Annotated in this window: 7 protein-coding genes and 1 pseudogene; 6 read left to right on the top strand and 2 right to left on the bottom strand. The window is 67.5% G+C overall.

What is annotated here, in order from left to right; all coding sequences use genetic code 11:
- Nucleotides 1-100: 100 nt before the first annotated feature.
- Nucleotides 101-601: a hypothetical protein gene (locus ABFY07_RS27900; RefSeq protein ID WP_346177124.1), complete on the bottom strand. Its 501-nt coding sequence runs from the start codon at nt 599-601 to the stop codon at nt 101-103.
- 203 nt (nt 602-804) lie between these two features.
- Here ABFY07_RS27900 and ABFY07_RS27895 point away from each other — a divergent pair, with 203 nt between their 5' ends.
- The 5 genes from ABFY07_RS27895 (at nt 805) to ABFY07_RS27875 (ending at nt 12,195) form a co-directional block, all read left to right on the top strand.
- Nucleotides 805-5,529 carry a putative T7SS-secreted protein gene (locus tag ABFY07_RS27895; RefSeq protein ID WP_346177123.1) on the top strand — a complete coding sequence of 1,575 codons (4,725 nt, stop codon included), beginning with the start codon at nt 805-807 and terminating at the stop codon, nt 5,527-5,529.
- 31 nt (nt 5,530-5,560) lie between these two features.
- Nucleotides 5,561-6,148: a hypothetical protein gene (locus tag ABFY07_RS27890; protein ID WP_346177122.1), complete on the top strand. Its 588-nt coding sequence runs from the start codon at nt 5,561-5,563 to the stop codon at nt 6,146-6,148.
- Nucleotides 6,149-6,405: 257 nt separating this feature from the next.
- On the top strand, nt 6,406-6,975 hold the full coding sequence (locus ABFY07_RS27885) for a hypothetical protein (RefSeq protein WP_346177121.1): 570 nt from the start codon (nt 6,406-6,408) through the stop codon (nt 6,973-6,975).
- On the top strand, nt 6,975-11,639 hold the full coding sequence (locus ABFY07_RS27880) for a putative T7SS-secreted protein (RefSeq protein WP_346177120.1): 4,665 nt from the start codon (nt 6,975-6,977) through the stop codon (nt 11,637-11,639). The genes ABFY07_RS27885 and ABFY07_RS27880 overlap by 1 nt, the downstream gene beginning before the upstream one ends.
- Nucleotides 11,640-11,646: 7 nt before the next feature.
- Nucleotides 11,647-12,195 (top strand): hypothetical protein, encoded by a 549-nt coding sequence (locus tag ABFY07_RS27875; protein ID WP_346177119.1) that lies wholly within the window; start codon nt 11,647-11,649, stop codon nt 12,193-12,195.
- Nucleotides 12,196-12,233: 38 nt separating this feature from the next.
- Here the strand turns inward: ABFY07_RS27875 and ABFY07_RS27870 are convergent.
- Nucleotides 12,234-12,356 (bottom strand): annotated as a pseudogene (locus ABFY07_RS27870) (hypothetical protein); the annotation flags it as partial.
- Nucleotides 12,357-12,607: 251 nt separating this feature from the next.
- Between ABFY07_RS27870 and ABFY07_RS27865 the strand changes: the two are divergent.
- On the top strand, nt 12,608-13,036 hold the full coding sequence (locus ABFY07_RS27865; protein ID WP_346177118.1) for a hypothetical protein: 429 nt from the start codon (nt 12,608-12,610) through the stop codon (nt 13,034-13,036).
- Nucleotide 13,037: the final 1 nt, after the last annotated feature.

Here is a 13,037-nt window from a genome sequence, read left to right as displayed (position 1 = left end):
GCGCTCGCGCTGCTGCTGACCTTGTGCCAGCCGTCCGCCGCCTCCTCGAACTGGGCGGGGTCGAGCGCCTTCAACTGTGCGAAGGTAACCACGGCGCGGATCACCAGCTCCCCGACGGGCCACCCGGCGGGGGTATCGGCTTCGTATCCTGCGCCTTGAAGAGCGCTTCTATGACCTCGTCCTGGTTGGCGAGATCATTGCCCGCCTTTTTCAGCTTGCCCATGAGCTCGCCGCACTCGTCACGCACGACCTCCAGCCGGGCCTCCCAGGAGTTGAAGACCCGCTGCTGCATGGCCGTGCTCTCCAGCCCCTCGACGCCCTTGCCGCCGACCCCCGCACCCTGCTGGCCGTGCCGAAGGTCACCCAGCGCGGTCGCGGCATTGCGGCGCAGATCGTCCAGCGCGGTCGACGCGGTATTCCAGGGCCCCTTCGACGATTTCACATCGCCGTCGCCACCCTTATCGCCACCTTTATCGCCGTCCGCACTGGCCAGCCTGGTTTGGACGGCTTTGCCGCCGATATCCGCTCCGCCCGCCGCGTCGTAATACGCCTGCCAACGCTCAGACAGTCCTGTGTCCCCCATACTGCCTTCCTCCACCACTGCGCCATGTTTTTCATGGCAGAGGAAGGAAGGTAACAGAGCGCATACCGCACCCGCGATCAGTGCCGCGGAGGGGCCTGGTTTGTGCCGAGTTCGCAACAACGGGCGTTCCGCACGGGCACGGTGGCGGTGCGTGACCGTACCCTCTCACGAGGGCCTGGCACATAAGGCTCGTACGACCGCTGATCGGGGGATAGGCGTTTATGGGGCTTGGGGATTTCATTCCGGACTCGGTGGAGGACTGGGTCGAGGACCGGGTCGAGGACCTGGGTGAGGTCGTCGACGATGTCGGGGACTGGACCGCGGACCGGCTGGATGACATCGGCTGGGAGAGCGGCGCCGACTGGGTGCGGGACAAGTCCGACTCGGTGGCGAACGCGCTGGGCGCGGATGTCGACGAGATGCAGCTCGGGGAGACCGAGGACCCGAAGAAGCTGGTGCACGGCAGCCCGGACAAGTTGCGTACCACCGCGAGCCATCTGCGCGACTTCAAGAACGCGTTCAATGATGTCGGCAAGGGGTTGCAGGGCCTGGACGCGGGTCATCTGAAGGGTGAGGCGGCGGACAGGTTCCGGGAGAGCGTGTCGGTCGAGCCGAAGAAGTGGTTCACGGCGGCGGACGCGTGTGAGAAGGCGGCCGGCGCGCTGGACAACTTCGCGGGGACGGTGGAGTGGGCGCAGAAGCAGGCCGAGGACGCGATCGCTCGCTATAAGAAGGGCAAGAAGGCGTCGGACGACGCCCGGTCGGCGCACAACGACAAGGTGTCGGCGTACAACACGGCGGTGGACGCGTACAACGCCAAGCCGGCCGATCAGCGGGATCCGTCCTCGCTGCCCCAGAAGCCGGGGGAGTTCCACGATCCGGGGACCGCGGACCGCGACGCTGCCCGGGAGATCCTGGGCGAGGCGCGGCGGCAGCGGAACGAGGCGCATACGACCGCGAAGGCGGCGGTGGAGTCGGCGCGGGACAAGGCCCCGGCCAAGCCGTCGTATGCCAAGCAGTTGGCGGACGGGCTGACGGGCCTGAACCTGGACGCCTCGCATTTCGTCGGCGGCATCGTCAAGGGCACGGCGGGTATCGCGAACTTCGCCCGGCAGCTCAATCCGCTGGACCCGTACAACATCACCCACCCCGCGGAGTACGTCACCAGCTTGAACAGCACGGCGGCCGGTCTGGTGCGGATGGCCAACGACCCGTGGGGGACGTTGGGCGACATGTGGGACACCTTCAAGAAGGATCCCGGGGAGGGGCTCGGGCGGCTGGTGCCGGAGCTGATCGGCACCAAGGGTCTGGGCGGTGTCAAGAAGGTCGCCACTCTCGGCCGGCGTGCGGCGGAGATCAAGCCGCCCGGCCGCGGCCTCCTCGATGAGGCAGGGCCGGCCGAGCGGGCCAGGCCGGACGGTGGGAAGACAACCAAGGGGTCGGACCCGATCGACTTCGCCACGGGCCGGATGTTCCTGCCGCAGACGGATGTGACGCTGCCGGGTGTGCTGCCGTTGGTGTTCCGGCGGCGGGTGGAGTCGGGCTACCGGGTGGGGCGGTGGTTCGGTCCGTCCTGGTCGAGCACGGCCGACCAGCATCTGGAGATCGGCCCGGAGGGCGTGGTCTTCGTGTGCGAGGACGGGCGGCTGCTGGACTATCCGCACCCCGCGCCCGACCTGCCCACCCTGCCCAAGGCGGGGGTGGCGCGGTGGCCGCTGGAGCGCACCGCCGACGGGGACTACACGGTCACCGACCCCGACACCGGTCACACCTACCGCTTCACCGCCCCGTGCGAGGGGCTGGACGGGATCGCGCCGATCGAGGAGATCCACGACCGCAACGGCAACCGGATCGTCTTCCACTACGCCTTCGACGGCACCCCGACCGCGATCGTCCACTCGGCGGGCTACCACCTGAAGCTGACCACCGAGGGCGGCCGGATCACCGCACTCCACCTGGCCGGTGGCGCGCCCGACGGCTCGGACGTCACGTTGCTGCGCTACGGCTACACCGACGGCAACCTCACCGAGGTCGTCAACTCCTCCGGCCTCCCGCTGCGGTTCGAGTACGACGACGAGCGCCGGGTCATCGCCTGGACGGACACCAACGACCGCCGCTACGACTACGTCTACGACAACCGCGACCGCTGTGTCGCCGAGGGCGGCACCGAAGGCCACGCCTCCATCCGGATCGACTACCACGGCGTCGACCAGCGCACCGGCCACCGGATCACCGCCGTCACCACCGCCTCCGGCCACACCGCCAAGTACCTGATCGACGACGCCTGCCAGGTGGTCGGCGAGATCGACCCGCTGGGCGCGTACTCCCGCACCGAGTACGACCGCCACGGCAGGGTGCTCGCGCACACCGACGCTCTCGGCCATCGCACGGAATGCCGTTACGACGAGTCCGGCCACCTGGTGTCCTTCACCCGACCCGACGGCAAGGAGTCACACGCCACCCACAACGCGCTGGGCCTGCCGGCGACGATCACCGACGTGGACGGCGTGACCTGGACCCAGGAGTACGACGAGCGCGGCAACCGCACCGCCGTGACCGACCCCGCCGGGGCCACGACCCGCTACACCTACGACGACCAGGGCCGCCTGACCTCGACCACCAACGCCCTGGGCGAGACGACCCGCGTGCGCTGCGACGCGGCCGGCCTGCCCGTCGAGATCACCGACCCCCTCGGCGCGGTCACCACCTACCGGCGCGACGCCTTCGGCCGCCCCGTCGTCATCGTCGACCCGCTGGGCGCGACGACCCGCCTGGAGTGGTCCATCGAAGGCAAGTTGCTGCGCCGCACCGGCCCGGACGGTGCGCAGGAGACCTGGACGTACGACGGGGAGGGCAACTGCACCCACCACGTGGACGCGATGGGTGGGGTGACGGCGTACGAGTACACCCACTTCGACCTCCTCACCGCCGAGACCGGCCCGGACGGAGCACGCCACGAGTTCGAGCACGACGCCGAGCTGCGCCTGACCAAGGTCACCAACCCGCAGGGGTTCACCTGGCGCTATGAGTACGACCCGGCGGGCCGGCTGATTGCGGAGACCGACTTCCACGACCGCACGATCCGCTACGCACACGACGCGGCAGGCCGACTGGTCGCCCGCACCACCCCGATGGGCCGGACCGTCGTCTACGAGCGCGATGTGCTCGGCCGGATCACCACCAAGGACGCCGCCGGGCGGACCACCACCTACGACTACGACACGGCCGGGCGGCTGATCTCGGCCGCCGGACCGGACGCGGAGGTGATCCTCCAGCGGGACCGGATGGGCCGGGTGAAGTCCGAGATGGTGGCCGGCCGTGTGATGACACACCGCTACGACGCCCTGGGCCGCCGTATCCGCCGCATCACCCCCAGCGGCGCGACCACCACCTACACCTACGACGCGGCGGGTAACCGCACCGCCCTGACCGCTTCCGGCCACAGAATTGAGTTCGAGCACGACGCCGCAGGCCGTGAAACCGCCCGCCGGCTGGGCAGCGCCCTCTCCTTCACCCAGATCTGGGACCCCGCCGGACGTCTCACCGACCAGACCCTGACCGGCCCGGCCGCCGACACACTCCAGCACCGGGCTTACACCTACCGCGCCGACGGCTACCTCACCGCCATCGACGACCTGCGCACCGGCCGCCGCACCTTCGACCTGGACCCGGCCGGCCGCGTCACCACGGTCCGGGCGCGGGGCTGGACCGAGACCTACGCCTACGACGAGGCGGGCAACCAGACCCACGCCGCCTGGCCCGGCAAACACCCCGGCACCGAAGCGACCGGCACCCGTACCTACACCGGCACCCGCATCACCCGCGCGGGCGGCATCCGCTACGAGTACGACGACGCGGGACGCCTCACCCTCCGCCAGAAGGCCCGCCTGTCGAAGAAGCCGGACACCTGGCGTTACACCTGGGACGCCGAGGACCGCCTCACGTCCGTCACCACCCCCGACGGCACGGTGTGGCGCTACCTCTACGACCCCTGCGGCCGCCGCACCGCGAAGCAGCGCCTCACGGCTGACGGCGAGACGGTGGTCGAGCAGGTGGACTTCACCTGGGACGGCGCCACCCTGGCGGAACAGACCACGACCACGGCCGGTCTCTCCCATCCCATCACCCTCACCTGGGACCACCAGGGCCTCCACCCCCTGGCCCAGACCGAACGCATCACCGACGCCACCACCCAGCGCGAGATCGACCAGCGCTTCTTCGCCATCGTCACCGACCTGGTCGGCACCCCCACGGAACTGGTGGACGAGTCCGGCGACATCGCCTGGCGCACCCGCACCACCCTGTGGGGCACCACCACCTGGGCCGCCACCAGCACGGCCTACACGCCGCTCCGCTTCCCCGGCCAGTACTACGACCCGGAAACCGGCCTCCACTACAACGTCCACCGCTACTACGACCCCGCCACCGCCCGCTACCTCACCCCCGACCCCCTCGGGCTGGCTCCCGCGCCCAACCCCAGCACCTACATCCACAACCCCCACACCTGGGCCGATCCGCTGGGCCTCGCGCCGGATTACCCCGAGGGCGAAGTCCCTCCGAGCAATTGGGTGCCGGACGAGAACTATTCACCGGAGGCGATCGAGCGGCGCGTCGCGGGGAACGCCGACCGCAAGGCGTGGCACGAAACGCCCCAGGACGTCCACGACCTGGTGAACGATCTCATGAACAACCCCAACTACCCGCAACGCATGACGGGCCCTGCCCACGATCGAGTGCCTGACTTCTATGAGAACCGCGGAAATGTCCGCGCCGGACATCGATGGGTGGACTCTCCCATCTACGACAACGGGGATCCGTCCAGCCAGTTGCGGGTCATGGTCGACAGGGACGGCAACATCGCCTATCTCGGCAGGCGCAAGGATGGATCACACAACTATGACCAGATCATTCCCTACCCTTGGGCGAAGAGGCCGCCGACCAACTAGCGTCACCCGTGATCAGAGCTCAGAGGACTTCATGCAGGAAGCAGAACTGGTAAAAGGACTGGCCGCAGCGGGCCTGACATACCTGGGCATGGTGGAGCCATCCGCCCCACTCATTCCGCCGCGCCTGGCGGCCTTCGCGAATTCGGCGGCGGCTGAAGGAGAAGAGTGGGCCGCGAGTGTGGAATCCGACGCGCCGGACTTTCGGGAGAGATTCAACCACGAGTGGTACATGCTGGCCGCGGACCAGGGACTGTTCTCGCGGGAGGATCCGCAGTTCCTGTGCGCGTCGGCAGGGCCGGAATCCGAGCATGGCGCCTCATGGTGGGCGCGGGTGGCGCTGCGGGCCGAATGGGACCTTGCCGGGGCCGGCGCCGCGGCCCAGGTGACGGGGTGCGGGTGGGGCCACCCTGAATTCGTGATGCTGTCGCTCGACGGCAACGTCATTGTCCGGGGATCGCAGGGAGAGAAGTGGACGGATGTCGTCTGCCTGCGGAATCCGCACCGAATCCGGTCCCTGCGGGAGATGGGGGCCCGCATGACCGACAGCGGCTCGATTCCACGGGAGACGAGGGAGGCCATCGCGCGTTGGCTGGCCCACGCGGCGCCGGATGAACGCTGACCGGGGCCTCTCCCGGCTCCCCGGCTCCCCGGGTCAGGCTCTGGCGACACGCGCCCAAATGGCGGTGACACTGCGTTGACCATCGAATACTCTTGCGCACCAAGGGAGTTCGACCGGGGAGGGTAACGCCGCGTGATGAGTCTGCCTGGGCAGATCGCGCTACGACGGATCAGGCGCCGCTGGAGCGCTACGCGTGTAGCCGGGTCAAGACCGATCCCCGGTAGCGCCCTGCCCCGGCGACTGGAGGGGGACGCTCGATGAGCGGCGACAAGGACCCGGACCTGAAGCTGGACAAGGAAGCGTTACAGGACATCACCAAGGGCCTGCGAGCGGCGATCAGCGAGTTGAAGGACATCGGGACGGCGACGGACGCGGTGATGGGGGCCGGGTTCGAGGAGTTGTCGCTGACCTCGATGGAGGCGGGACACAACGGGCTCGCCAAGGACTTCGAGGACTTCTGCGAGCGCTGGGAGTGGGGGGTGCGCGGCCTGATCCAGGACGCGAACAAGCTGGCGAAGAAGGTCGGTCTGGCCGCGGGGATGCAGTGGGAGGAGGACCGGTACATCGAGGGCACCTACAAGGTGGTGGCCAACTCGTTGACCGGCAACCCGCATCTGAGCGAAGAGGAGGTCACCCAGAAGGACTGGGGGGAGATCTACTCGGCCTGGCGCCCGGACTACAGCAAGGAGTCGTACGACAAGGCGAGCGAGGAGATCAAGGCCACCTGGCAGGCCACCGGCGACAAGATCTCCCACAAGAGCGCCATCGCCGAGTACGCCCTGCCGCCCGAGCAGCGGGGTGACGGACAGGACGGGGGCGCGGGCTGATGGGGTTTGGTGATTTCGTCCCCGATGTCATCGAGGACAAGGTCGAGGACGGCGTAGAGGCGCTCGGGGACGTCGTCGAGGCGGGCGGCAACAAGCTCGCGGAGGGCCTGGACAAGGTCGGCTGGGAGAGCGGGGCGGACTGGCTCCGCGACAAGTCCCGCTCGGCGGCGAACGCGCTGGGCGCGGATGTCGCCGAGATGCAGTTGGACGAGACCGAGGACCCGAAGAAGCTCATCTACGGCAGCGCGAGCAAGATCCGGTCCACCGCCTCGCACCTGCGGGACTTCAAGAAGGCGTTCAACGACGTCGGCGACGGTCTGAAGCGGCTTGACTCGGCCCACTGGAAGGGCAAGGCGGCGGACGCGTTCCGTGAGGAGGTGGCCGTCGAGCCGAAGAAGTGGTACAAGGCCGCCGACGCGTGCGAGAAGGCCGCCACCGCGATGGACACCTTCGCGGGCACGGTCGAGTGGGCCCAGACCCAGGCGCAGGAGGCGATCGACGACTACAAGGCCGCGAAGAAGGCCTCAAACGACGCGAGAACCGCCTACAACAAGCAGGTCGACGCGTACAACGCCGCCATCGAGGACGGCAAGGACGCCTGCAAACCGGGCGAGTTCCACGACCCGGGCCCGGGCAAGGCCAAACTGGCGCAGCAGAAACTCGACGAGGCCCGCCGCCAGCGCAACGAGGCGGCGGACACCGCCCGCACCGCCGTCAAAGCCGCGCGCGACGCGGCCCCGCCCAAGCCGTCGTACTTCGACCAGGCCGACGACGGCCTGACCGGCCTGAAGCTGGACGCCACGCACTTCACGGCGGGTGTGTTCAAGGCTGGTGCGGGGTTCGTCGGTTTCGCGCGCAGCCTGAACCCGCTGGATCCGTACAACATCACGCACCCGGCCGAGTACGCCACCGGCCTGAACAACACGGCGGCGGGCCTGGTCACGGTGGCCAACGACCCCTTCGGCGCGGGCAAGCAGATGCTGGAGGGGTTCGCCAAAGACCCCGCCGAGGGCGCGGGCAGATTCCTCCCCGAAGTGGTGGGCGCCAAGGGGATCGGTGCGGCGCGCAAGGGGGCCACGGCGGGCAAATACGCCCGGCCGCGCGGCAGGATCCGCGACTCGTTGAAGAAGTGGGGAAAGAAAGCCTTCGGCCGCAAGGAGAAGGAAAGCGGCCACACGGACCCGATCGATCTGGCGACGGGAAAGATGTTCCTGCCGCAGACGGACGTGGTTCTGCCCGGAGTGCTGCCGCTTGTCTTCACTCGCCGCGTGGAATCGGGATACACGGAAGGTCGCTGGTTCGGCCCGTCATGGTCGAGCACGGCCGACCAGCGGCTCGAGATCGACGCGGAAGGTGTCGTCTTCCTGACGGAGGACGGCATGATGCTGTGTTACCCGCATCCTGCCCCCGGCTTGCCGACCCTCCCCGACACGGGCCCTCGCTGGCCGCTCGAGCGTGACGAGCACGGCCACTACACCGTCACCGACCCCACCGCCGGCCACATTCTCTACTTCACCGGCCCGGACGGCGGGGGCGACGGGACCGCGCGGCTGGAGCAGATATCCGACCGCTCCGGCAACGTCATCACCTTCGAATACGACCCGGACGGCACACCTCTCGGTATCGTCCACTCGGCTGGCTACCACCTGAAGCTGACCACCGCCGATGGCCGGGTCACCGCCCTGCACCTGGTAGGGGCGGCGCCTGACGGCTCGGATCAGGAACTGCTCCGCTACGGCTATACCGACGGAAACCTCACCGAGGTCATCAACTCCAGCGGCTTACCGCTGCGGTTCGAATACGACGACGAGCGCCGGGTCATCGCCTGGACCGACACCAACCAGCGCCGGTACGACTACGTCTACGACAACCGCGACCGCTGCATCGCGCAAGGCGGCGAGGCGGGCCACATATCCCTGCGCCTCGACTACGACGGCATCGACCAGGCCACCGGCCACCGCGTCACCACTGTCACGACACCTGACGGCCATGCCACCCGCTACCTGGTCGACGACGCCTGCCAGATCGTCGCCGTCACCGACCCGCTGGGCCACACCACCCGCACCACCTACGACCGCCACGACCATCCCCTGACCAGGACGGATCCGCTCGGCCACACCACGGCCTACGGCTACGACGAGGCCGGACACCTCACGCGGATCACGGGCCCGGACGGCCACGAGTCCACCGCCACGTACAACGCGCTGGGCCTCCCCGTGTCCGTGACCGGCCCGGACGGCGCGACGTGGCGCCAGACCTATGACGAGGCGGGCCACCGGACGAGCGTCACGGACCCTGCCGGACACACGACCCGCTACACGTATGACGACCACGGCCACCTGACCGCCGTCACCAACGCGCTCGGAGAAACCACGCGCGTTCGCTGCGACGCGGCGGGCTTGCCGGTCGAAATCACGGACCCGCTGGGAGCGAACACCCGCTACGAGCGCGACGCCTTCGGTCGCCCGATTGTGCTCACGGATCCGTTGGGCCACGCCACACACCTTCGCTGGACCGTGGAGGGCAAGCTCGCCGCCCGCACCAACCCGGACGGGACGACGGAAACCTGGACGTACGACGGCGAGGGCAACTGCACGCGGAGCGTCGACGCGGCGGGCGGGGTGACCTCGTACGAGTACACCCACTTCGACCTGCTGGCCGCCCGCACCGGCCCGGACGGTGTGCGCTACGAATTCACGCACGACGCGCAGCTGCGCCTCACCCAGGTGCTTAACCCCCAGGGTCTCACCTGGTCATACACCTACGACCCGGCGGGCCGCCTGGTGGCGGAGACGGACTTCGACAACCGCACGCTCACGTACACCCACGACGCGGCGGACCGCCTCACGGCCCACACCAATCCGGCCGGCCAGACGGTCCGCTTCGAGCACGACGCGGCGGGCCGCATCACCAGCAAGAGCGTCGAAGACCGCGTCACCCACTACACGTACGATCCCGCAGGCCGCCTCATGCAGGCCACCGGCCCGGGTGCCGAAGTGGTCTACCAGCGCGACCGGCTGGGCCGGATCAAGGCGGAAATGGTCAACGGCCGGGTCGTGACCCACACCTACGACGCCTTGGGCCGCCGCACCCGCCGCACCACGCCGAGTGGCGCAACCACGACCTACGCCTACGACGCGGCAGGCAACCGCACCACCCTCACGGCCTCCGGCCACACCGTCGCCTTCGACCACGACGCGGCAGGCCGCGAGGTCACCCGGCGCATCGGGGACGAGTTAACCCTGTCCCAGATCTGGGACCCGGTGGGCCGCCTCACCGAACAGTCGCTGGCCGGACCAGCCGCCGACACGATCCACCACCGGACATACACGTACCGCGCCGACGGCTACGTCACCGCGATCGACGACCAGCTCTCCGGCCGCCGCACCTTCGATCTCGACGCGGGGGGCCGCGTCACGACGGTCAGGGCACAGGACTGGACCGAGAGGTACGCGTACGACGAGGCGGGAAACCAGACCCAAGCCTCCTGGCCCACCGAACACCCCGCCCAGGAAGCCACCGGCGCCCGCGCCTACACCGGCACGCGCATCACCCGCGCGGGTAACACCCGCTACGAACACGACGAGGCGGGCCGCCTCACCCTCCGCCAGAAAACCCGCCTGTCGAAGAAGCCCGACACCTGGCACTACACCTGGGACGCCGAAGACCGCCTCACCTCGGTCACCACCCCCGACGGCACGGTGTGGCGCTACCTGTACGACCCCTTCGGCCGCCGCACCGCGAAGCAGCGCCTCGCGGCGGATGGCGAGACGGTGGTCGAGCAGGTGGACTTCACGTGGGACGGTTCCACACTCATTGAACAGACCACCACTGCACCCGACCTCGCTCACCCGGTCACCCTGACGTGGGACCACCAGGGCCTGCACCCGATCTCCCAGACGGAGCGCATCACCGAGGCCACCACCCAGCGCGAGATAGACCAGCGCTTCTTCGCCATCGTCACCGACTTGGTCGGCACGCCCACCGAACTCATCGACGAGTCGGGCGACATCGCCTGGCACACCCGCACTACCCTCTGGGGCACCACCACCTGGGCCGCCGACAGCAGCACCTACACACCCCTCCGCTTCCCGGGCCAGTACTACGACCCGGAAACCGGCCTCCACTACAACCACCACCGCTACTACGACCCCACCACGGCCCGCTACCTCACGCCGGACCCCCTCGGGCTCAGCCCCGCCCCCAACCCGCTGGCCTACGTCCACAACCCTCATATCCGGGTCGACCCGCTGGGCCTATCCCCATATCGGAATCAGTTCCCCGAAGATCTGGCCGACGAACTTGCGGCTGCCGAACGCGCGGGGGTCAAGCCAGTCAAACCGGGTGATGCCGAGTTCGGCGACGTGCTCAACTCTGGCAAGATCAAGTGGGCAGTCAACACGAATGGCGAACTTGTTGTTATGCCTAAGGACATCCCAGGCGTAGGGGAACTCAAACACCCGGTTCTGACCGGTGGTGATGACGTCCTTGCGGCAGGACAGGCGGAGGTGGCAGGATTTGACGGGAATTACTTTGGGCTGTTCCTGGACAATGATAGCGGGCACTATCGCCCCTCTAATCAAAGTCTCCAGATAGGCAGGGACGCTTTCGCGCGGGCAGGAATCAATTTTGATGATTCGGGAATAACTCACTACGCCCCATAGAGGTAAAATGAAAGACAGGCAGGTTCTGGAGTCCGGCGCAATTTCGCGAATGTCTCTTGAAGACGTGGAAGCGTTCCTCTCGGAGGCGTCGAGGCCCTACCTCACTGCACAATCTTGGTCGGCGATGCGCGACTTTTGCGTCGGGAGGATGCAGAACCGAAGTCTCCCCGACGGTCAGCGCATCCGATGGGGAGACCTCGCCGTGCAGGCTGCCCGCCTTAAGTTCAGCGAAGGCGGCGTCAATGAACTTGACGCGGCGGGCGAGGAAGTACTTTCTCGCTCGTACATGATCGAGAACTTCGGTCCTGGCGAGCCGTGCTCTGCAAGGGATCCCAGAGCCCTCGTGCTGTACTCGGTCGAGAAGATCGGATGCGAGCGCGATGAGGTCTCGCGAAGAGCTGACGGCTGGGACCGGCTTCCGGTTCCCGAGATACTATTTCTTCGCCGCGTCAAGAACATCCTGAGGCCCTTGAAGAAAGTCGTGGGGTGTCTGGAGGAGGGTTCGCTGAGAGAAGACCTCAATGCATGGCTGGCGCTGATCCCGAGGCTTCCATGAAGTAAATCAGGCGTTTCGGACGGCTTTCCTTGCAGTCGTCACGGTGAGGTGATCGGGCTGGCCTGTCTGGCGGCGTGTATGAAGACGTCGAGGGTGGCGGGCGTGGCGGCGAGGATGACGTCGGGGTCGTCGCTCTGGCGGATTTTGAATGGCGCCGGGGGCGGGGCGGCGACGTAGAGGCGGTTGGCCGCTTCGGCGCTGAACGATGACTTTTGCCAGTCCTAGGCGGCACGTCTTCTGCCTCTTAGAGGTCTTGTGCGATGCCGTGGACTACCGGACGGACGTGGGCCCAGCAAATTGCCAGACGCATGAATTCGGCAAGAAATAGAAATGAACCGGGGGAGCCGGTCCCCTTGACGGGGTTGCGGGAAAGGCCGAAGCACGCGCGCAACAAAAAGTGCAAAGGGGAAGGATGAGTCAAATCCAACGCCTGTGGACGGAATTTCGGCTGCCGATCCGGGACGCACTTTACTTCGCCGATGGACATTCCTACGATGTCGTTCTCGCTTCCGATGCACCAGGTGGATGGAAGGTGCTCGCACCCTTTGATGTGAGTGACATGCTGGCGAGAGGGCCGGATTGGACGTCTTCGGTCGACGGGCTGATCTCGGTGGAACTGGGGCAGGGGGGCCTCTGGGGTGGCGATGGTTCGTACGGCTCAGAGGGATTCGTTGCTCGCTTGGCTCCTGATCGTTCGCTGATTTGGGCGATCTTTTTTATGGAATCGAATCCATTTGAAGAAATTCAACTGTTGGGTGAGGTTGCCACCTTTACCTCGACTAGTGGAACTAAGGTCGCTGTCGATATCAATCTTCGCAATCCGACCCCTAGTATTAATTGAT

The organism is Streptomyces sparsogenes subsp. cuspidosporus, from assembly GCF_039532705.1.
GTDB classification, from domain to species: domain Bacteria; phylum Actinomycetota; class Actinomycetes; order Streptomycetales; family Streptomycetaceae; genus Streptomyces; species Streptomyces sparsogenes.
The sequence above is the reverse complement of the archived record's forward strand: the minus strand, read 5'-3'. Positions and strand labels throughout refer to the sequence as shown.

Excerpts from the sequence above, each read along its gene's own strand:
- ABFY07_RS27895 (WP_346177123.1), top strand. The coding sequence starts at position 805 with ATGGGGCTTGGGGATTTCATTCCGGACTCGGTGGAGGACTGGGTCGAG.
- ABFY07_RS27875 (WP_346177119.1), top strand. The coding sequence starts at position 11,647 with ATGAAAGACAGGCAGGTTCTGGAGTCCGGCGCAATTTCGCGAATGTCT.
- ABFY07_RS27865 (WP_346177118.1), top strand. The coding sequence starts at position 12,608 with ATGAGTCAAATCCAACGCCTGTGGACGGAATTTCGGCTGCCGATCCGG.
- ABFY07_RS27880 (WP_346177120.1), top strand. The coding sequence starts at position 6,975 with ATGGGGTTTGGTGATTTCGTCCCCGATGTCATCGAGGACAAGGTCGAG.
- ABFY07_RS27885 (WP_346177121.1), top strand. The coding sequence starts at position 6,406 with ATGAGCGGCGACAAGGACCCGGACCTGAAGCTGGACAAGGAAGCGTTA.
- ABFY07_RS27890 (WP_346177122.1), top strand. The coding sequence starts at position 5,561 with ATGCAGGAAGCAGAACTGGTAAAAGGACTGGCCGCAGCGGGCCTGACA.